This is a genomic window from Parafrankia discariae, from assembly GCF_000373365.1.
In the GTDB taxonomy this organism is placed as follows: domain Bacteria; phylum Actinomycetota; class Actinomycetes; order Frankiales; family Frankiaceae; genus Parafrankia; species Parafrankia discariae.
Genome location: NZ_KB891285.1, coordinates 92,120 through 112,690 on the forward strand (window position 1 = coordinate 92,120; position 20,571 = coordinate 112,690).

The following is a 20,571-nucleotide window of genomic DNA, read 5'->3' on the forward strand; positions in this document are numbered from 1 at the left end:
GCCACAAGTGGACACATCTCACGTTCGTGGGCTTGGCGTGATCCCCTGGATCGGGGGGAGGGCCCAGAAGACGCCACGAACCCTGACCGGTCGGCTACCTTCCCCTACATACGAGGTCTGGGACGTGGCGGATCACCCCTTTCCGAGATGGGACCCGTAACGGTGCGAGGAGGTCTGAAATGTGTCATCTGTTCGCGATGAGCAGTGGCAGCGAGCGGATCCAGGCGACCTTCTGGCTGCTGGACGCGCCCGACAGTCCGCGGGCGCAGACCCGTCGTCCCCCGGACGGCGCGGGCTTCGGCTTCTTTGGTGACGAAGGCCGCCCCGAGGTGGTCAAGCAGGCGATTCGCTCCCGCGCCGACACGGCGTTCGCCCGCGAGGCGCAGCAGGTCACCTCGTCGACGTTCGTCGCGCACGTGCGGCACGCCTCGACCGGGCGGGTCGACGACCGCAACACGCACCCGTTCGTCCAGGACGGGCGGATCTTCGCCCACAACGGGGTCATCGAGGGGCTGGGCAAGCTCGACGCGGAGCTCGGCACGACGGGCTCCGGCGTGCTCGGTGACACCGACTCGGAGCGCTACTTCGCCCTGATCACCCGCGAGATCGCGGCGCGGGACGGCGACGTCGCGGCGGGCATCGCGGCCGCGGCGAACTGGATCGCCGAGAACCTGCCGCTCTACTCGATCAACATGATCCTGGCCAGCCGGGACGATCTGTGGGCGCTGCGGTATCCCGACACGAATGGTCTGCACGTGCTCCAGCGGGCCCCGGGCGGGCGTAACAACCGCCACCTGGATCACGCCAGCCCGTTCAGCGAGATCCGGGTCCGCTCCCTCGACCTGACGACCCGCCCCGCCGTGGTCGTCGAGAGCGAGCGGATGGACGAGGACCCCCGGTGGCGGCTGATGGCCAGCGGGGAACTGCTGCACGTCGGCCCGGATCTGAAAGTGACGTCCAGCATCGTCGTGGCCGGCCCGCCGGCGCATCCGCTGACCCTCGACGACCTTCGTCCCGAGGCGGCCGCGTCGCAGACGACCGCCGTCCCCGACCTCCCGGTCTCCGCCTGAGCGCCGGGCACGTAACGCGGGCCCGGCCGCGGCCCGGTCGCCCATAATTCTGGCCAGCGGGGCCTGAGCGGTGAGGGCGTCGGGCCGTGTCTCCACCGTCGTCACCACAGCCTGTGGATAACTTGTGGAAAGTGTGTGGAGAGCTGTGGACAGTCGCGGCCTCCGCTCGCGCCGCCCGGCTGCCCCGCCAGGACGACACCCCTGGTGGGGCAGGCTTTTTCGGCCGGTTCCGGGGCGGGCCGCAGGCCCCGTCCACCCGTGGACGGCCTGTTGACGGCGGGCGGCGCCAGGCCGGAGCCGGGTGGGCCCGGAGCGGCGCCGCGGCGGTGTCCGGGGCGGTGGCGGCTGGCCCGATCGGGCCAGGGCGGGCACCACCTCCGGGCGGGCCCGTCGACGCCGGGCGGCAGCGGCGCGACCTGGATGGCTTGCTTCCGTTTCGGCCGGATGACGCCCCGTGGGGGGCCGCACGGTCCCCGTCGACCGTGACGATTGTCCCCTCGGGTAGTTATGGTCGGCGCAGGGCCCTCCCCCGCTCGAACCGCCGCCGTGGTGACATCCCGGTCATCTCGGGGCGGCACTACCGAAATGTCGAGTGCGTAAAACCGGTCAGGTACGCCATCCGGGTGAATAACGACCGCCGAATGGCCGGATGGTGGGGTCGGTTCCCGCCACGGGATTCCGGTTCACCACCGGGGCGCCCGCCGCGGATTCACGGCCGCCGGGGTCGTCGGCAGCCGTTGACTGATCGAGAATACCTCGACCACCTGCAACGACATCCGCGATCGCGGTTGGCGAAAGCGGACGGCCCGGACCGGTGGTTCGGACTGGTGGCTCGGACAGACAAGGGGCGGACGTCCCGAATCGCCGGGGTGACATACCCATCAGGACCACGCCGAGACGTGAGGAGGACCGCGGCATCGGGTAGGAGGACCCGATCGGATCGCGACGTCGATGACGACGATGTGACCAGCGAGAAGGGATCACGAGTGACCATGAATGTCGCCAGGACCGGGCTCTGGATGCCCGCCGGGCAGTGGCCACGTGGCACGGCCGAACGTCGCGACACCGCCCAGGAGCTCGAGGAGCTCGGCTACGAGATGGTCTGGCTGGGTGGCGCGACGGCGGACCTGGAGCTGCCGGCGGCGCTGCTGGAATCCACCGAGCACCTGTGTGTCGGCACCGGGATCCTGAACATCTGGACCGAACCGGTCGACCTGCTGGCCGACACCTACGGCATGTTGGAGAAGGCGCACCCCAGCCGCCTGCTGCTCGGGGTGGGAACCGGGCACGCGAAACGGGTCGAGGCGATGACCGGTCGCCGCTACCACCACCCCTACGGTGCCGTCCTGTCCTACCTCGACGCGCTCGACGCGGTGGGCATCCCGGTCTCGGCCCGGGTGCTGGCGGCGCTCGGCCCGCGGATGCTCGGCCTGGCCGCGCAGCGGTCGGCCGGGGCGCACCCCTTCCTCGTCACGCCGGAGCACACCCGGACGGCCCGGGAGATCCTCGGCGCCGGCGCGCTGCTGGCACCGGAACAGAAGATCATCCTGGAGGTGGACGCCGACCGGGCCCGCGCGATCGGGCGGGCCGCGCTGGCGGTCTACCTGGACCTGCCGAACTACACGAACAACCTGCGCCGGCTCGGTTTCACCGACGCGGACCTGGCGGGTGGGGGCAGTGACCGCCTGGTCGACGCCCTGGTGGCGTGGGGCGACATGGACACCGTCCGGGCACGGCTGGACGAGCACCGCGCGGCCGGCGCGGATCACGTCTGCGCGCAGATCCTCACCGGCGGCCGGGAGCTGCCACGGGAGCAGTGGCGTGACCTGGCCGCGGGGCTCGACCTGAGGCCACGGGCGGGCGCCGGAGCGGCGCGCGGAACCGCTCCCTGACCGCTGTGAAACGGCGGCCGCCCGGTTCGCGGTGGCCTCGGGGCCCCGAGGCCACCGAAAAGATCCACTGGCGGTCGTGCCCGCGAAGGTAGTACCTTCACGAAACCGAGTTCGCGCTGCCCTGTGTCTGCGGCCCTGTCACGGAGTGTGACGTATGCCCGCAGACCGTTCTTCCGTCGAGACCTCCCTCGACGTGTTCCTCGACGAAACAGCCCGCAGGGGAGCGGCCCGTACCCGGGCGGCGGCGGGCTCGGCCAGTCCGGCCGAGGCGTCGGCGCCTGCCGCGCCTCCTGGGCCTGCCCCGCCTTCTGCGCCTGCCGCGCCTTCTGTGCCCACCGCGCCGCCCGCCCCGGCCGAGGTGCCGGCGAGTCCGCTCCCGGCCGGTCGGCCCGCGGGCGCTCCTCGTCCCCGAGACGCCGCGGACGCCTCCGGTGAGGTGTCCGCGGCGGGGCCGGTGAAGACGCCCCGGGTGCCTTCGGCCGCCACGGTGGACGGGCCGGTCAGGGTGCCGGCGAGCCTCCTGAGCGAAAGCGGCGGCCTGCTGGACAGCCTGATGGCCGGCATGGACGTCGGCGAGCGTTCCCGGATGCTCGGGATGATCAGCTCGAGCGTGGAGGCCGAGCGGGAGGCCGCGCTCGACGGCCGGATACGTCGCCAGGTCGACGTGGGACCTCGCCACCGGCGCCGGCGCGAGCCGGATCAGGAGTCCGATCCGGCGTCGGCCGACGCGGGCCCGGATGACCTCTCCGGCCCCGCCGAGCGCTCCAGGCACGTCGACCGTTGATCCCCGAAGGCTTCCGGGTCGCTCTCGGTGATCCCCTGGCGCTGAAGATCACGGTACGGCTGAACCCGTGGGGCGCGACGGCGGCACTCGACGGCGACCTGGACATGTTGACCGAGGCGTCGGCCGGGGCCGCCCTCGACACCGTGCTGAGCGCGGTCACCGCCCGGCGCGCGCCCTCTCCCGCGCCGGTGGGGCTGGTGCTCGACGTGTCCCGGGTGTTCGCCGACGTCCGCGGACTCACTGTGCTGCACCGGTTGTGGCGTGCCGGGGAGCGCCGCGCGGTCGTCGTCGCGCTCGGCGGTGCGGCGCCGTTGCTGCGCCGTATGGTGGAGCTGCTCACATCACCTGGAGTTCCGCTCTACCCTGGCGTCGCGGAAGCCTGGAATGCCGTGCTGACCATGTCCGAGCGGGTGGAGCGGGTGTAGTCGCCGGTCGTGCCGACGTTGCCCCTCCGCGCCCCCCCGGCCGGCCGCGGGAGGACACGTGGAGATCGACAAGGCGCGTCTGGACGCCAGCCTGACCCGGCTGCACCACCTCGTCCCCGAGCGGGTGGAGCTCGGTGAGCTGCTGTCCGAGGCCGTGCGTGCGATCACCGACGTCTTCGGGCTCGACGGCGCCGGTATCCTCGTCGTCGACGCCGACCGGGCCCTGCGCAGCGTGGCCGCGAGCAACAGCAGCGGGCGTCTGCTGGAACAGGTACAGGAAGAGCTCGGTGAGGGCCCGTGCGTCGAGTCCTTCGTCCTGGACGAGCTGGTGGTGAGCCCGGATCTCACCGCTGAGGCACGCTGGCCGCGGGCCAGGCCCCGGCTGCTCGCCGGCGGGGTGCGGGCGGTCCTCGGCGTGCCGCTCCGGATGGGCGGCGGCCCGATCGGGACGTTGAACGTCGCCGACGACTCGCCGCGGGAGTGGACCCCAGCCGAGCGCGAGGCCCTCGAGCGGTTCGGGCAGGTACTGGAGAGCATCCTGCTCGCCGGACTGGTCGCCGACCGCAGCACCAAGCTGGCCCGCCAGCTGCAGTTCGCCCTTGACTACCGCGTCCCCATCGACCGGGCCGTCGGTTACCTGATGGCCGTCTGGGACACCGACGCCGTCACCGCCTTCGAACGGCTGCGCCGTGCGGCGCGCAGCAGCCGCCGGCGGGTGTCCGAGCTGGCCGAGGAGATTCTCGCCGGGCGGGTCCGGCTCTAGGACCGGGCGGGGTCCGGTTCCAGGTCCGGGCGGGTCCGGCTCCAGGGACCGTGCGGCCGCCTGCGGTTGTCTCGACCCCGCTTCCGGGGGTTAGCCCGATGGCTGCCACGGCTCGTGTTCTTGTTCACTGTCCGCGGGGAAGCTTCGGGTTGTCACCAGCCCGACAGGCCACATGTCTACCGATTGCTCGCGCGGTCGGGAAGTGTCTGCCCCGGATGCCACCATCCGGTGAGTGACGGCCGTGGATTGCTCCCATAGCAGCGGCGAATTAGCTAGACGAATAACGAATGATCGAGAAAGGAGGGTGATGATCGAGGCACGAGGGCTGACCAAGCGTTACGGCCGTACGGTTGCCGTCAACGACCTGACCTTCACGGTGCAGCCCGGCAAGGTGACCGGCTTCCTGGGCCCCAACGGTGCGGGCAAGTCGACCACGATGCGCATGATTCTCGGGCTCGACCACCCGTCGGCCGGCGAGGTCCGGATCGGCGGCCGCAGGTATCGGGAGCTCAGGGAGCCGCTGCGTGAGGTCGGCGCGCTCCTCGAGGCGAAGTGGGTCCACCCCAACCGCTCGGCCCGCGCACACCTGCGCTGGATGGCCGCCTCCAACCGGCTGCCCGCCAAGCGGGTGGACGAGGTCCTGGAGATCGTCGGCCTCACCGCGGTGGCCGGCCGCCGGGCCGGGGGCTACTCCCTCGGCATGGCCCAGCGCCTCGGGATCGCGGTCGCGCTGCTCGGTGACCCCGGAGTGCTGCTGTTCGACGAGCCGGTGAACGGCCTGGACCCGGAGGGAATCCTCTGGATTCGCCAGTTCATGCATCGGCTCGCCGACGAGGGTCGCACGGTGTTCGTGTCCAGCCATCTCCTCTCCGAGATGGCGCTGACCGCCCAGGAACTCATCGTCATCGGTCGTGGGCGGCTCATCGCCCAGACGAGCACCAAGGAGTTCATCGACTCGGCCTCCGACTCCTCGGTACGCGTGCGCGGGCCCGAGATGGAGCGGCTGCACAGCGTCCTCGCCGGCCAGGGCCTGGCCGTCCAGGAGACACCCGCCACCACCGACATCCCGGCCGCCCTGGTGGTGCGCGGCAGCTCCACCGAGCAGGTGGGTGAGCTGGCCGGCGCCGTCGGGCTGGTCCTGCACGAGCTCTCCGAGTCGCGCGGCTCGCTGGAGCAGGCGTTCATCCAGATGACCGGCGGCGACGTCGAGTACCACGCGGGCGGGGTCGGCCCGGCCGGGTCGCTCGCCGGCACCAGGCCGGCCGGCGCACCCGGTGGTCCTGGTGGTCCCGGTGCTCCCGGTCTCGCCGGGCCGCCGCCTGGAGCGCTCCCACCCGGGGGTGTGCCTCCCGGCGCCGTGCCCGCTCCCACTCCACCGGGCGTCGCGCCCGCCGGACCATCGGGCCCCCGCGGCTCGGGGGTCCCGGCTCCGACCCGCCCCGGTACCGACGCCTGGACGGGGGTCGACAAGCCATGACACTGCTCACCGTCGAGCGGATCAAGCTCTTCTCCACCCGCTCGCCCTGGTGGTGCATGATCCTCGCGGTCGCGCTCACCGTCGGCCTCACCGCGGTCTTCAGCGTCGCGACCAAGCCAAGCGAGCTCGCCGACCTGACCCCGAGCGTGACGCAGTTCGCGTACAACTTCGGGCTCGTCGTGATGATGGTGATGGCGGCGCTGGCCGTCACCACCGAGTACCGCTTCGGGACGATCAGGTCGACATTCCTCGCCGTCCCCGGCCGGACACCCGCGCTGCTCGCGAAGACGGTCGTCGTCGCCGGGCTCGCCGGGATCGTCGGTGAGATCACCGCGGTGGCCTCCTGGGGCGTCGCGCGCCTGATCCAGCCGGACGCCCCGCTGGCCCTGGACACCGGCCAGGAGTACCGCAACGTCTTCGGGATCGGGCTGATCTACCTTCTCGCGGCGGTCTTCGCGATCGGCCTCGGCCTGATGATCCGGCACACCGCGGGCGCGGTCGTGGTCATGCTCGTCTACCTCTTCCTGGTGGAGAGCCTGCTGCCGGTCATCCCGCGCATCGGCGATCACATCCAGGACTGGCTGCCCTTCATCGTCGGGAACAACTTCATCGTCGCGGGCCAGCCCGAGACGAACGACGGCCCGCCGGTGGTCGACGGCCTGCCCTTCGGCCCCTGGGGATCATTGATCTACTTCGCCGCCGTCTGCGTCGGCCTGCTGGTGATCGGCCTGGTCGCCGCCAAGCGCCGCGACGCCTGACCCACCGCTGGGCGCCTGACCCACCGGGACGCCTGACCCGCCGCGCGACGACTCGTTCGCTGGGGAGGCAGGCCGCTCCGATCCGCCGGGCCCGACCGGACGCCGCTCCGGTCGGGCCCCGCGCGGTCCGCGCCCCGCGGGCCGGCCCGGTCGGCCGCGCGCCGCCGGCCCTTCCGGACCCTGCCGCCGCTTTGGCGGAAGGAAGTTGTCTGAGCCAGTCCAGGTGCTGGTGGGACACCTCGCCTCGGTTCGGGCCCCGAGCTTTGACGGTCTGGGCCTGGGGCGCTGGGCTGGGCTGGGTGGGGTTGGGGGGCTGCCTCTCGGTAGGCGGTTCGTGGTCTGAGGCAGGGCTGGTACGCATCCCGGATCGCGACTGTGGGTAGCGGTTACCTCGATGCGACAGCTGTGGCGGCGGGGGGAGTGGCGTCCGCGGCTGTCCGAAGTCCTCGACGGCGACCCCGGGCACTACTGCCTCACCTCGGCGGCTCGGGTGGCGATCGTGGCCCCCGCTCTGCTCGCCCTCGTCTCCACGCTCGTCGGCGATGTGCGGATGAGCCTGTTCGCCTGGTTCGGCGCCTACGCGCTCCTGGAGTTCGTCGACTTCGACGGGCCCCGGCCGGCCAGGCTCACCGCCTACCTCACGCTCGCCACCACCGGCGCCGGGATGGTCGTCCTCGGCACGCTCGGCTCGCGGTCACCCTGGCTGGCGGCATCGATGACCGCGGTTGTGGCCTTCGTCGTGATGTTCTCCGGTGTACTGAACGCCAAGGTCGCCGTCGCCGGCCGATCCGCGCTGCTCGCCTTCGTGCTGCCGGTGATGACACCTGGTCCGATCTCGGCGATACCGGAACGGCTGGCCGGCTGGGGGCTGGCCTCGGTCGCCTCGATCGTCGCCGTGATGCTGCTCTGGCCCCGCCGCCCGCCGGACCGCCTGCGCGCGGCGACGGCGGACGTCTGCCGCGCCCTCGCGACAGCCGTGAGCTGGCAGCACCCCACCGTGTCTGATCCGCCGTCGCCGTCGCCGTCGCCGTCGTCGTGGCGTTCGGCCGCCGAGGTGCCGCGGGGTCCGGTGTCCGAGAGGGCGCGGGATCCGGCCCGGGAGGTGCGGCGCCACCCGGCGGCCGAGGTAACGCGGCGTCCGGCGTCCGACCTCTGGCCGGCGCTGCGGCGGCTGCGGCGGCAGTTCGTCGCGACGGCGCACCGTCCGACCGGGGTCGGCGGGCGCGCGGCGGCCCTCGGCCATCTGGTGATGGACGTCAACTGGCTGGTGCCTTTCGCCCTTCCGTGGCCGGAGCGGGACCGGACCGCCCGGGTCTGCTTCCCCGCGGAGGCCGCCGAGCTGCACGCCGCGGTCACGGCGACGCTGCGTGCGGCGGCCACCCGAATCGCCGACGGCGGGGGCGGCGCCGACAGCGGGGGCGATGCCGACAGCGGGGATGGTGCCGACGGCGGGGATGGTGCCGACGGCGGGGGCGGTGCGGGGGTGGTGCGGGTCGGGGACGATCGGCTCGGGATCGCGCGACTCGAACGGTCCGAACGGGCGATGCGCTCGGCGCTGCTGCGGCAGCTGCGGGAACCGGCGCCCGACCGTCCGCCGGACCTCGCCGCGGCCGAGGCGTTCCGCCTGCGCCGACTGGCCCGAGGGACCAGGGAACTGGCGCTGAACGTGCTGCGGGTGACCGGCCCCGTCCCGCCCCGGCCGCCGGTGGGCCCCGTCCGACGTGCCGTGGACGCGTTCCACCACGCGCGCCGGCTGGCGCGCGAGCGGGGAACCGCCGCGACCGATCTCGCCGCCGGCTACGCCAGCCCGCGGTCGGTGTGGTTCCGCAACAGCGTGCGCGGCTCGCTCGGCCTCACCTCGGCGGTGATCATCGCTCAGGCCGCCGGGCTCCAGCATGGGTTCTGGGTGGTGCTGGGGACCTTGTCCGTCCTGCGCTCGAATGCCATGGCCACCAGTTCCGCCGCGCTGCGCGCGCTGGCCGGCACGGGAGTCGGCATCGTCGTGGGTGGCCTTTTCGTGGTCGCCGTGGGCACCCACACGGCGGTGCTGTGGGCGGTTCTCCCGTTCGCCGTGCTGCTCGGGAGCTACGCCCGCCGCAGGTCGGGGTTCGTGCTGGGCCAGGCCGGCTTCACGGTCGCCGTGCTCATGCTGTTCAACATCGTCGAACCCGCCGGTTGGCGGGTGGGCCTGGTGCGCATCCAGGATGTCATGATCGGGTTCGGGGTGAGCATCGTCGTCGGTGCCCTGCTGTGGCCCCGCGGCGCGGTCGCCGTGATCCGGGCCCGCGCCGAATCCGCGTACCGAAGCGCGGTGGGGTTCCTCGATCTCGTCGTCCCGCACACGCCGGGCGCATCCCAGCATCCGGCCGCGGCACCGGCCTCCCGCGCGGCGATCCGGGCCGGGCGCCTCCTCGACGACGCCGTGCGGCAGTTCCTCGCCGAGCAGCCGCCGGGTCGCTTCGACGTCGACGCACTGATGACGATCGCCGCCGGCGCGCTGCGTATCCGGCGGACCGCGCAGCTCCTGTGGAACGGGGACGTCCCCTGGCCGCCGGACCTGACGCTCGATCCGCCACCCACGACCGGCCCCGACGGGGCCGCGGCCGTCGACGGGCCCGCGGTGAGCGGCCGCGGCGCGGCCACCGGCTTCGCCTTCGCCCAGGGCATCCTCGTCGAGGACATGACCGATCTCTGTCGCTGGTACGGCGCCTACGCCACGGCCCTCGGCGCCGCGCGGCGGCCACCCGAGCCCCAGGCCGGCTCCGGCCGGGCCGCGACAGCCGGACTGATCATGATTCATCGGGCCGCCCGCGCGCACCGCGGACCCGAGGTCCTCGCCGGTGCCGCGCTAACCGCCCGGGCCGCCTACCTGGACATCCTGCGCGATCTGCAGCCCCGGCTGACCGCCGCCGCCCGCGCGCTCGACCGGACGTCCGACGGCGGCCGGGACCACCCGCGCGGGCCGGTCGGTCAGGCGCCGGGGCCCCAGGGGTCGCGGGCGGCCCCGGAGCGTTCGCGGGCCTTCATCCGAGCCTCGTAGACGTGCCGTCGGCCGTCGGTGAGCAGGGCGCGCACCCGCTCCTCCGTGCTGACGAACGGCTGGTAGTACAGATCGTCGTACTCCTCGACGATCTGGAACGTCCACCGTCCGTCCAGCACGTTGCGGCCGTGCAGCTCCCGTCGAACCTCCGCCGCCAGCCGCGGGTGCCCGGCCTCGCGAAGGGCGTCCAGTGCCTCGCCGAGAATGAGATCGGCGCGGCCGGAGAGCTGGTGGAAGGAGTACAGCGCGCCCCGCGCGCGCTCCACCCACTCGAGCGCCTCGCTGAGTTTGCCGGCGGCCGCCGAGGTCGCGTCGTCGACCTGGGGGGCGGTTCGATCGGCCGTGGGCGCCGGCGGCGTCACGCCCGCCGTGGGCGCGGCACGTGCGGTGGGCCGCTGGGCCGCCCACGAGGCCTGGCGATCGTGTCGCCCTGCGGTATTCGGTGGATGGGCGCTGGTCACAGTACCTGCGTGCCCGTCCGGGCCGGGCACAATCAAGGCGATCTTGTTTGGGTCATTCGGGCCGGCTGAGGAGCCCGGCACGATGGGTGTGGCGCGAGGCGGGCGACGGGCGCGAGGCGGGCAGCCGACGCGAGGCAGCCGACGGAGGGAACACGGTGGACCGGGAAGACGCGGTGGACCGGGAAGACACTGATGGTCCCTGGTGGGTGCACTGCCGGTGCGGTGAGCTCAACGGCGAACATCCGACCGGAGCCGACGCCCGGGCGGCGGCGGACGGCCATCCGAGTTCGGACCGGCGATGCGGCGAGATCTCGATGAGCGTCTGCCGACCGGGCGTCGGATTCGTGCCGATGTTCCTGCTGGGCGACGACAGTTGCACCGACGCGACGACCGACCAGGACGCCGACGGCCAGTGGCGGGTCACCTGCGCCTGCGGCGCGCTGGACACCCTGTGCTTCCTCACCGCACAGGACGCGGAGGAGTCGATGGGCGACCATCTCGACGCCGAGGACGCCCGTGCCCGCGCGCTTTTCGAGCAACTCGCCGGGGACGGCTTCGAAGGCCGCCTCCGGCGCGGCTGACGGGCCAAGCCGGCCTGGGCCGGGCCAGTCTGGGCCAGGCCAGGCGGTCCAAATCAGCCGAGCTGGGGCCGGGGCCGGCGGCGGGCGCACTGACGAGCGACCGTCGACCTGCCCTCCGGGACGGTCGGGTGATGTCCCGGACACCGCCGCCGCGGGCTGTGAGATCCTGGCCAGGTACCCGGCGGGCACCTGGCCAGGCGAACTCCGGCACGCCGGACAAAGCCTGGCAGCGTCTCCGCAGGTCAGGAGGGCTCGCCTAGTGGCCGATGGCGGCGGTCTTGAAATGCTTACGGTGCCTCGGATTTCGGCCTGATCGAAACGGCCCGTGAGCTGCGGCGCGAGCGGGTGACCTGGATCGACGGGCCGTACGTGCTTGGGCGTCGGGTCCAGCAAAGTCCCGCAGGGTCCCGTCGCTGACCAGCCTCCACGGAACAGGCACGGAACGGTTCCGCGGGCCTGCGCGGCGCATCGACGGCGGTCTTGAAAACTACTCGGGACGCCGACCGGCCCGGCGCCGTGTGGTCCTCCTGACCTCGGTGAACCCGGCCTGACCTGGGCGGATCCCTCGCATTGATCGTCGGTGCGTGGTCCCGGCGAGTCCCACGGGATCCCACTGTTGACCATGGTTCACGGGCGCATGGCGGGCAGCATCCGGGCGGGATCACGAGGCGTCAGCGGGCGTCTCCGCCCACGGGCTGGTGGTAGTAGTGGCTCCCATTTCTTTGTCCCGTTCCCCGGACAGCTCCTTCGCCTGTGCGGTACGCCGGCCGGGTCCGCCTGAAGATCATTAAATGCTGGCTGTCTGGCTGTCACGCCACAGCGCCGGAAACCTCTCGTTCGAGTCAAAGATCAGGAAGATCTCGATCGTTGCCGTGCAGTGGGTGCCCGTCGTACCGGCAGGGTCAGGTGATCGTCACCGGATCGCAAGGCGACTGCTACGATGTGGACTAGTTGTTGTCCTGATCCTGTTTGCTAGTCCACCAGCCCGGTAGGCTGATGCCATGCCCTCGAACCCTTCCAACATCCAGGCGGACGAGCTCTCGGAGGTAGAGACAGATCTAGTCCATGTGGCGCGACTCGCCCTCGCCTCGAACTCCTCTCACGCACAGGTGACGCTCCGGCGCCTTGCACGGCGATACAGAGACAGAAGGCCGGCGCTGGCATCGGATCTCGTCATGCTCCTTCGCGAAAGCCCCCTCAGGAGTAGTGCTGGTCGCGCAACGGTAATGGCGGAGCCGATCGACACGGAGTCACGCCTTCCTCTCGTTCGCGAAGAAGAGCATGTAGTACTTTCGGTTGAGCCAGTACTTGATACGGAAACAAATGCCTTGCTGCAACAGCTTCTTCGGGAACATCGAATGCCCGAACCTCTACTTGAGGCGGGTATATCCCCTACTCGAACTGCACTTTTTACGGGCCCTCCTGGTGTTGGAAAAACTCTCGCTGCACGTTGGCTAGCCAGGGAACTTGGCGTCCCCTTGATAGTGCTGGATCTTTCGACCGTTATTAGTAGTTTGCTGGGTCGCACAGGAAATAATCTTCGCAAGGTTCTTGATTACGCCAAGAGCACAAAAAGCATCCTACTTCTCGATGAGCTTGATGCTATTGCGAAGAAGCGTGATGACGTAACGGATGTCGGTGAACTAAAGAGGTTGGTAACGGTACTTCTGCAAGAAGTTGATTCCTGGCCGGAGGGATCCCTTCTTCTAGCCGCAACGAACCACCCCGAACTACTCGACCCGGCAGTGTGGCGACGATTTGAGCTTCTCGTCGAGTTTCCCCTACCTGAGTCGGAGAAACTTGCAGCAGCGATTCAGCGGTATCTTGACGGAAATGAAATTGGGAACGAAACGCTTTCCATGCTTGCGCAACTTTATGTGGGATCGTCATTCAATGACGTAGAACGTGAGGTGATGCGGGCTCGTCGGGCGGCTGTCTTGGACGGGACCTCCATCGAGCAGGCGCTTTTCCAGATAGCCCAGATTCGTATCCGAACGCTGCCGGCGGCCCAGCGCGGACGCTTTGTAGCCGAAATAATCAGAAGTACGGGAATGTCTCAGAGGCGAGCCAGCGAAATGACTGGTGTAAGTAGAGACACTATCCGTAAATATATGGTGAATCAGCCAAGCGGCAGCGTTAGCAGAGAGGAAATTGGGGATGCCGGATGAGCCGCGCTTTCTCCTCGGTTACGGTGAGCGTCTGACGGAACGTATCCCTCCGCCCGGTGGTGGAGGGGGGACGCAACTCGCCTACTCTTACCAGGAGGCAATAGAGCGTTTGCGCCCGAGGGTTAGGGAAGCTGCAACTATTTTGGACGCATTGCCACGCTCGGCATGTCCGGAAAATGAAGCCATCGGGGTAGTAACACTCCATCCTCAGTCCATCGCAAAATCGTATCATCCGCAGCAGCTATTTGACGAGTTTAGTCTTAGACAGGTAGGAAGCCGTCCCGTCACAGTCCAGCCGGAAAGATGGACTAGAGACGGGGATCCTCAGCCGCTGCCAAGTACAGATATATTTGTCGCAGGGAAACGTGAATCATTCGATCGTTGGGCCGCCGAGCTCGGCAATTTCCCGCATCGAATTAGTGATCAGATCCAACGATTGGAAGACTTCCGTGCGCCCACCAGCGCCGAGAAGATACGCAATACTTCTGGGGATTCGCAGATTTATTCGGCCGCATCAGTTGTACTCGAAGTCGGTCTACATGCAAGTAACTCTCGTGCGGCACAGTACATTATTTTGGCGTTTGAAGAATATGCGTTGTCGCTTGATGTGCAGCCCGACCTAGATCGTAGAGTGTACGCAGGTGGTCTGTGCTTTATGCCCGTCGAGGCTCCGATTCATGCGGTTTCCGATCTTGCGCGATTTTCTTTTCTCCGGGTTGTACGCCCTATGCCTCGACTGCGCAGGCTGATGCCTATAGAAAGATCAGTCCCACTCCCGAACTCGCCCGTTTCTCCCCTGCCGTCCGAGGGGCCTGTTGATCCCGATCTCCGAATGGCGATCTTCGACGGAGGGTTTGACGAAACGAGTGACCTTGGTAGATGGGTGACCGCTATGGACGCTCAAGGGGTGTCTAGCTCCCGACCGATGCTTCTACAGCACGGCCATGATGTCACTTCAGCTGCTCTCTTCGGCTCTCTTATGGTCGGTAAACCGGCGCCGCGGCCGTACAGTCGAATTGATCATTATCGGGTCCTTGACGAGAAGACTGATAGCGACCCCTACGAGCTTTACGATGTGTTGAAACGGATTGAGAGTGTACTAAAGCAGGAGTGCTATGAGCTTTTCAGCCTCAGTATCGGTCCAGCTCTCCCTGTTGAGGACGATGAGGTTCATGCATGGACGGCGCTTTTGGATGAGTATCTCGCCGACGGTCGCGCACTGGCAGCGGTAGCGGTCGGAAACAATGGGGAAGGCGACTCTGACCTGGGTGAGGCGCGGATCCAAGTACCCTCTGATTGCGTTAATGCCCTTGGTGTAGGCGCTGCGGATAGTGTGCGAGAGGGTTGGCAGCGTGCCAGCTACAGCGCGTTTGGTCCCGGTCGCAGCCCCGGTAGAGTGAAGCCGGATCTCCTACATTTTGGGGGCGAAGACCGTGAGCCATTTATGGTCTACGCCACGGACCGTTCTCCGCAAATAGCGTCGACTTGCGGCACGTCGTTCGCAGCACCTGCGGCGCTACGTCTGGCCTCCGGAATTCGCGCGCACTTTGGTAGTCGTCTGAATCCTCTTGCGCTGAAGGCTCTCCTTATTCATGGTGCAGACGGGGCTATGAATGACAGGTCCGAGGTCGGTTGGGGCCGGCTGAGAGGCGATCTGGAAAGCCTTGTCACCTGCCCAGAGAACACTGTACGCGTGATCTATCAAGGCGAGCTGGAGCCGAGCCAGTACCTTCGCGCGCTGATTCCGATGCCTGATGAGCAGCTAAATGGAATGGTGGAAATCAGCGCGACCTTCTGCTATGCGACAGCTGTAGATCCACAGGACCCGGGAAGTTACACCCGGAGTGGGCTTGAGGTAACTTTCCGCCCCGATGCCCGCCGCTTCGCCAAGGACGACAGTACCGATCCTCAGAGCAAGGCCTTCTTTAAACGTACCAATTATGATTCGGAACAAACTCTGCGCCGAGATGCGCAGAAGTGGGACACAGTCCTCAACGCAAAACAGAGATTTCGCGGGAACACCCTTTATCGTCCCATGTTTGATATCCACTATAATGCGCGTCTGGGTGGAGGTATCGCTAGCTCGGCTAATAAAATCAGGTACGCACTTGTTGTTGCGGTTTACAGCACCAAGACCGACATTTACGATGCCGTGATTCGCACATATGCTGGAAGGCTTGAGGTGCTCCAGCCTGTTGTGGAGATCTCTGTTCGCACGTGAACTTGGCTTGGGGAGAATTTTGGAGGCTGCGACGCGCCCGGCGAGCACGGCCGTCCACGGCCGCGCGCAGGCGGCCGCGCGGCGCGGCCTCCATCGCGCTTGATCCTAAATCGACGGTTTCGGCAACGTGCGGCCTACGTGGTTGCCTCGTGTCGGCGGCGCCATGCGGTGCATCGTTCGACGTAGGCGGGTAGGTGGTCGCGGGCGAAGTCGTCTGGGCTCCACACTGAGGCGGGGAGTATCTCGTTGGGGTCGGCGCAGATGTAGGCCCATGCGTGGCGGTCGTGGTCCAGGCTGATGCGTCCGACGGTGTAGAAGTCGGCTTCGAACGAGTCGAGGGTCTCCCACTCGGCCGGTGTGAGGTCCTCGAAGAGGTGCCCGGTCGCGGTGGCGTCCTGGTCGTGGATGAGGCCGGGATAGATGCGTTCGGGGAGTGCGATGACGCGCCATCCGGTGACGGTGACCGGTGAGCGGTGGGGGTCGCGGTCGATGAGGACGCGGAGCACCTCAGGGAAGAGAAGGCTTCCGTAGACGAACAGGGGTGCCGGGTCCGCCGATGCGGGGGCCAGTCGGCCAGAGGTCGGTGAGCTGGCTCGGGGTGAGGGGCTGTGTGTAGGTGGCACGGAAGACCTTCCCCACGGTGTCGGTGTCGGCGGTGTCGGCGAGATTGACGAACCAGTCGATGCCGGCGGGGTAGGCCCACAGATAGCTGCGTAGCTGGGGGTCGTTGCCGCGGTCGGTGAGGATGTCTGCGATCGTGCCCGCGGTCCAGAACGGGGCGCGGGCGCGGGCGTGCTCGGCGCATGCGGCAACAGGGCGGCCGGTGTTGATGGCCTGGTGGAGCTCGGCGCGGACGAGCTGGAGGTAGTGGTCCAGGCGGACGCGGGCGGTGACCGCGGTGTCGTCGGGGAGGACGAACAGGGGCATGGCCTGGGCGATGCCTTCCAACAGCACCTGGTACGGCACGTGGACCGACAGTAGGCGCGGCCACGGGACGTCGGTGGTCTCGGCGGTGGTGGTGTAGCTGGCGCTTTGGAGCGCGTGGCCGAGGATCTCGTGGAGGGCGAACTGGCGTAGCCGGGTCTTGGTGAAGGCGGCATTGCGGAGGTTGAACCGTAGCCGGACCTGGTGGCCGGTGCCGTCCAGCCAGTAGGCCCAGTAGGCGTCGACGTCGGCGGTCGTGATGTCCAGCGTGTACGGCGCATCGGTTTCGGCAAGGGCCCGGACAGCGGGCTCCAGCTCGTCGGCGGCGGCTCGGATGAGGTCCGGCGCGTCGGCGGTGTCGACCGGGCCTTCGGTATCGCGGAGCTGGCGGTCGGTGTCCGGTCCCCAGGAAATCCCGAGATCAGCGAGTGCCGCGCGGGCGCGGTCGCCTACGGCGGTGACGTACTCGTCGGACCATCCGCCGGCGGGGCATCCCTGAGTGGCGCTCAGGTAGGGGCCGAGTGGGGGCCGCTCGCCGAGCAAGGCCCCGAGATAGGCCAGGTGCGCCCGGAGCTGCTCGGCGCACACCTGGTCGTGCTCGGCTTCGGCGCGTTCGGCCAGCCTGCTGAGCGTGTCGTAGACGTCCAGGCGGCTCGGGGCCGCGGTGACCGGGGCGGCGGTGGGCGCACAGTCGAAGTCGATGACCGGGGCTGCCTGGCGCGCGGTCTCGTGGCCGTGCCATGCCCGTAGGGTCTGCTCTACCGCGTCACGGAGACGCATGGGTGGTGTCCCATCGCAACGTCACGAACTGGTTCGGCCGGAGGTTGTAACGCGTCAGCTCGATGACGACGCCGTTCTCGCCGCGGGAGAACGACAGGCCGTCGGTCGCTGAGATCTCCGACCCGTCCGGCCGGTCCTCGGTTGCGGTGCATCGGGTGAGCGACGTGACGCCCTGGTGGCGAAGCCGGATCGTGAACGTGCCCGTCGGCCGGACGATCGACTGTCGCCAGTAGTGGTCGTAGACGAACCGCCCGCCGGAGCTGCGGTAGCCGACGATCGCGGACTCACCGGGCTGGATCGCGGGGAAGACCTGGCAGGCGAACCGGGCGTTCAGCTCGGTGTCATGGATGCGCTGGATGATGACGTTCCGGTCGGGGGAGGGCAGGGCCTCGATCTGCAACGGGCCGTTGGTGGTCTCGAACCACAGCTCCCGGTTCAGCCGGGTGAACGGCGTCGCGGTCGCGTTGTAGATCTCGTGCCGGTAGGTCAGGGTCGCCCATCCGTCGTCGGCCACGTCGATATCGATGGTCAGGCTGCGGTCCACGACGTCACCGGTCACCGCACCAGACGTCACCGGTGCGGCTGGTCCGGGTGCGCGGTTGGCGGCCTGTTCGGGGATGGCGGGTGTTCGGGCCTCATCCGGTGCGGTCGGCGCTGGTGCCGCGGGTTCGGCAATGGTTGCCGGGGCGGTGGCTTCCCACGGGCGTGCGGCGAGACGGAAGTAGGCGCCGGGGATACGCAGGGCGTCGGCGATGCGCTCGACCAGCTCGAGAGTGGCGATCCGGGTTTCTCCGGACATGACCCGGCTGACGCGGCTTTGGGTGAGGCCGCGGACGGGTGAGGAGACGCGGTCCTGACTGGCGCCGTCGTACTTGCGCATCAGACGGAAGATCGTCTGGAAGTCCATGGCTTCGCAGGCGGCGCGGAACTCGCCTCGTCCGAGGAGTTCGGGCGAGACGGTGTACGGAGGGGCGGGCTGGGCCATCCGCCATCTCCTCGGGTGCGGGCCGACTGGCATGGTCAGCGGGTGGTCAGGTCGCTACGCAGAGACTAACCCGGCCATGCAACGGTGGTATGGCCTGTTCGCGGTTGTTGTGCGGATCGGGCGCTCGTGTGGCGCTTGCTGACCGCTCGCCGAGCGGCGGACCGCCGGAATCCCATGCACTGAGTGCCATTCCATCTTGACGTTTCGTGACCCATCCGGATCCGGACAGTCTGATTCGCAAGCCATCCCGTCCCGTGTCGAGCGGCGTCCTCCGCGGGGCGGGGTGGCGTCCAGGCCGTGAGGCGGCATGAGAACGGATGAAGGGGGTGCGGCGGTGTGGCCGAAGCCAACGACGGGCGGGACAGCCGTGACACGGCGCGGGGGGAACGGGGGTTCGCGATGACCTGGGCGAGCGGGCCGTGTCAGGCGGATGCGGAACCGGGCGTCGGCCTGTTGCCGTGGGGCGCGGATGCCTGGGCGCTGGTCGTTCCTGCGGGCTCGTCCGCGTCGGCGCTGGCGGAAGCGATGGCGGGGATGCCTGCGGGGCTGCACTTCGTGGAGGCCTACGGGGACGCGGACGTGGTGCTCGTCTACGCGGCGGCTGGGGTGCGGCTGTCCCGGCGGCAGCTTCCGGGGGACTTCCTGCGTTCCATGCTCGAACTCGACCCGGCCACGGTGGGGGACGGTGCCGGGCGGCGGTGGATGACGGATGGGGAGCAGGACGCGTACGCCGCGGGGAAGGCGGATGTAGCGGATGCGCTGCGGCGACAGGTGATCCGCCGTCGGCGTCCGCGGTCGTGGAACCCCACTGCTCTGGGCTGACATCGCGCACGTTCACAGGGGCCGGATCTCGTCGGGGGGATCCGGCCCTTGGCATGTCAGGACGATGCCGGCTCGTCCGACCTGGTCACGGCCTGCTCGACTACGGCGAGTCTGGTCACGATCTCGGTGAGACGGTCCTCGACACGGGCCAGTGCGGTGAGGATCTCCCGCCCGATGGGCTCGGCCGTCTCGGGGTCGTCGACCGGCGGGCCTGACAGGAGCACCTGAATCAGGTGGTCGTCGGGCCACTCCAGAGCGCGGGCGATCGACGCGAGGGTCTTGTTCTGCACGCGGCGGCCGGCGCCGTGCTGAAGCTCGCGCAGCGTGGACACGGACACCCCGGACAGGCGGGCAAGGTCCTGCTGACCGATGCGGCGTCGCGCCATCCGCTCGTTGAGCGCAACGGCGACGGCGGCCCAGTCCTCACCATCCACGGGGCCTCTGGTCCGGTACACCGGCGCGGTTTTCCGGTCAGCCATGCGCGCATATTAGCGGCCTGCAAAGAAGTCGGAAACGCATACCCGTGCCTCATATCACCATGGCATGAACCATGCGGGCCCGCATGGGGCTCATACCACCCGTACATACAACGCTTGGTTAGCGTTTGATGCGCGCTTGCCGAGCGGTGGATCGTGTATCTCATCGGCCGGAACGACCGGCCACAGATGACGGTCTGCGATGTGTGGAGGTGGCGTGATGGCGGTTCCCCGGCGTATTCCGGTGCGGTTCGAGGATGTGTTCCCGCACGGCGCGTACGTGCTCGGTGTGGAGGCGGCGAACGACTTCGACAAGGTGCGGGCGGGCGCGGCGGACCCACAGCAGCGGGACAAGGAGACCGGCGCCCGGGTCTGGACCGTCCGTGCCCTGGACCCGGACCCGGCGGCCCGGCAGGCGGAAGTCAAGGTGAAGATCCTCGGCGAGACGGCTCCGGTCGCCCCGGACGCGATGCCGGGGATGCCGTTCCGGCCGGTGCTGTTCGACGGGCTGTCGGTGCTGCCGTACGTGGACACCAACAGTTCCAAGCCTCGACAGGCGTTCTCGCTGCGGGCAGTGTCGATGCGTCCGGTTGGCCCGGCTCGTCGGACGAACCCGGGGGTGGCGGCATGACGACCGGACCCGGCCTGGACGGCCTGCGCTCGTCGACGCACCTGGGGTTGCACGTGGGTGCGGACTGGTCGGCCCGCTGCCACAGCTACCCGGACAGTGCGCCGATCCTCGCGGTGACCCTCGGCCGCACGACCCTGTCCGTCTCGGTGGCGGGTAGCGCGGTGACGTCGGATCAGGTGGATTTCGCCTACGCGCTGCTCGCCGCGGTGAACGATTACCTGATCGAATGCGAACGGCTCCGGTTCGCCATGCTGGAAATAGCCGAATCCGCGGAGTACCGCGCCGCGTAGCAGCTCCTCTAGCTGCTCTCTTC

19 protein-coding genes are annotated in these 20,571 nt (G+C 69.0%); 14 read left to right on the top strand and 5 right to left on the bottom strand.

Features of this window, described 5'->3' with window-relative positions; all coding sequences use genetic code 11:
- The first annotated feature begins 179 nt into the window (after positions 1-179).
- The 8 genes from B056_RS0133585 (at position 180) to B056_RS0133620 (ending at position 10,209) form a co-directional block, all read left to right on the top strand.
- On the top strand, positions 180-1,070 hold the full coding sequence (locus B056_RS0133585) for a class II glutamine amidotransferase (protein WP_018506220.1): 891 nt from the start codon (positions 180-182) through the stop codon (positions 1,068-1,070).
- Positions 1,071-2,056: 986 nt separating this feature from the next.
- Entirely contained in the window at positions 2,057-2,962 is a 906-nt protein-coding gene (locus tag B056_RS0133590; RefSeq protein ID WP_018506221.1) for an LLM class F420-dependent oxidoreductase, read from the top strand.
- Between the two features lie 469 nt (positions 2,963-3,431).
- Positions 3,432-3,746 carry a hypothetical protein gene (locus tag B056_RS39880; protein ID WP_051105814.1) on the top strand — a complete coding sequence of 105 codons (315 nt, stop codon included), beginning with the start codon at positions 3,432-3,434 and terminating at the stop codon, positions 3,744-3,746.
- On the top strand, positions 3,743-4,171 hold the full coding sequence (locus tag B056_RS0133600; protein ID WP_018506223.1) for an STAS domain-containing protein: 429 nt from the start codon (positions 3,743-3,745) through the stop codon (positions 4,169-4,171). The genes B056_RS39880 and B056_RS0133600 overlap by 4 nt, the downstream gene beginning before the upstream one ends.
- 58 nt (positions 4,172-4,229) lie before the next feature.
- Positions 4,230-4,934, top strand: coding sequence for a GAF domain-containing protein (locus tag B056_RS0133605; RefSeq protein ID WP_018506224.1), 705 nt, complete (start codon positions 4,230-4,232; stop codon positions 4,932-4,934).
- Positions 4,935-5,241: 307 nt separating this feature from the next.
- Positions 5,242-6,411, top strand: coding sequence for an ABC transporter ATP-binding protein (locus tag B056_RS0133610; RefSeq protein ID WP_018506225.1), 1,170 nt, complete (start codon positions 5,242-5,244; stop codon positions 6,409-6,411).
- Positions 6,408-7,169, top strand: coding sequence for an ABC transporter permease (locus B056_RS0133615; protein ID WP_018506226.1), 762 nt, complete (start codon positions 6,408-6,410; stop codon positions 7,167-7,169). The genes B056_RS0133610 and B056_RS0133615 overlap by 4 nt, the downstream gene beginning before the upstream one ends.
- Positions 7,170-7,563: 394 nt before the next feature.
- Complete coding sequence (locus B056_RS0133620; RefSeq protein ID WP_018506227.1) at positions 7,564-10,209, top strand: FUSC family protein; 2,646 nt, start codon at positions 7,564-7,566, stop codon at positions 10,207-10,209.
- Here B056_RS0133620 and B056_RS0133625 read toward each other — a convergent pair.
- The gene (locus B056_RS0133625) at positions 10,140-10,571 is read right to left on the bottom strand and encodes a hypothetical protein (protein ID WP_018506228.1); all 432 of its coding nucleotides are present in this window, start codon (positions 10,569-10,571) and stop codon (positions 10,140-10,142) included. The genes B056_RS0133620 and B056_RS0133625 overlap by 70 nt on opposite strands.
- A gap of 254 nt (positions 10,572-10,825) precedes the next feature.
- Between B056_RS0133625 and B056_RS0133630 the strand changes: the two genes are divergently transcribed.
- The 3 genes from B056_RS0133630 to B056_RS41460 all read left to right on the top strand — a co-directional run bounded on the left by B056_RS0133630 (position 10,826) and on the right by B056_RS41460 (position 15,640).
- On the top strand, positions 10,826-11,251 hold the full coding sequence (locus tag B056_RS0133630) for a hypothetical protein (protein WP_154677372.1): 426 nt from the start codon (positions 10,826-10,828) through the stop codon (positions 11,249-11,251).
- 1,001 nt (positions 11,252-12,252) lie between these two features.
- Positions 12,253-13,419, top strand: a complete 1,167-nt coding sequence (locus tag B056_RS41455; RefSeq protein ID WP_076784827.1) for an AAA family ATPase — start codon at positions 12,253-12,255, stop codon at positions 13,417-13,419.
- A complete protein-coding gene (locus B056_RS41460; RefSeq protein WP_076784831.1) occupies positions 13,409-15,640 on the top strand; it encodes a S8 family peptidase in 2,232 nt (743 codons plus the stop codon). Before B056_RS41455 ends, B056_RS41460 begins: the two co-directional genes overlap by 11 nt.
- Before the next feature lie 134 nt (positions 15,641-15,774).
- Here the strand turns inward: B056_RS41460 and B056_RS43355 are convergent, their stop codons facing one another.
- The 3 genes from B056_RS43355 to B056_RS0133650 are packed head-to-tail and all read right to left on the bottom strand — an operon-like array spanning position 15,775 to position 18,329.
- Positions 15,775-16,146 carry a gamma-glutamylcyclotransferase family protein gene (locus B056_RS43355; RefSeq protein WP_018506231.1) on the bottom strand — a complete coding sequence of 124 codons (372 nt, stop codon included), beginning with the start codon at positions 16,144-16,146 and terminating at the stop codon, positions 15,775-15,777.
- A 1-nt stretch (position 16,147) separates the two neighbouring features.
- Positions 16,148-17,344, bottom strand: a complete 1,197-nt coding sequence (locus B056_RS43360) for a hypothetical protein (protein WP_018506232.1) — start codon at positions 17,342-17,344, stop codon at positions 16,148-16,150.
- Positions 17,331-18,329 carry a helix-turn-helix domain-containing protein gene (locus tag B056_RS0133650; protein ID WP_018506233.1) on the bottom strand — a complete coding sequence of 333 codons (999 nt, stop codon included), beginning with the start codon at positions 18,327-18,329 and terminating at the stop codon, positions 17,331-17,333. The genes B056_RS43360 and B056_RS0133650 overlap by 14 nt, the downstream gene beginning before the upstream one ends.
- A gap of 336 nt (positions 18,330-18,665) precedes the next feature.
- On the opposite strand from B056_RS0133650, the gene B056_RS0133655 reads away from it, so the two are divergent.
- The gene (locus tag B056_RS0133655) at positions 18,666-19,151 is read left to right on the top strand and encodes a hypothetical protein (protein WP_018506234.1); all 486 of its coding nucleotides are present in this window, start codon (positions 18,666-18,668) and stop codon (positions 19,149-19,151) included.
- 56 nt (positions 19,152-19,207) lie between these two features.
- Here the strand turns inward: B056_RS0133655 and B056_RS0133660 are convergent, their stop codons facing one another.
- The gene (locus tag B056_RS0133660; protein ID WP_195905982.1) at positions 19,208-19,630 is read right to left on the bottom strand and encodes a helix-turn-helix domain-containing protein; all 423 of its coding nucleotides are present in this window, start codon (positions 19,628-19,630) and stop codon (positions 19,208-19,210) included.
- 217 nt (positions 19,631-19,847) lie between these two features.
- Here B056_RS0133660 and B056_RS0133665 point away from each other — a divergent pair, with 217 nt between their 5' ends.
- Together B056_RS0133665 and B056_RS0133670 are read left to right on the top strand one after the other, a co-directional pair.
- Positions 19,848-20,258 (top strand): hypothetical protein, encoded by a 411-nt coding sequence (locus B056_RS0133665; protein WP_020572851.1) that lies wholly within the window; start codon positions 19,848-19,850, stop codon positions 20,256-20,258.
- On the top strand, positions 20,255-20,548 hold the full coding sequence (locus tag B056_RS0133670; RefSeq protein ID WP_018506237.1) for a hypothetical protein: 294 nt from the start codon (positions 20,255-20,257) through the stop codon (positions 20,546-20,548). The genes B056_RS0133665 and B056_RS0133670 overlap by 4 nt, the downstream gene beginning before the upstream one ends.
- The last annotated feature ends 23 nt before the right edge of the window (positions 20,549-20,571 follow it).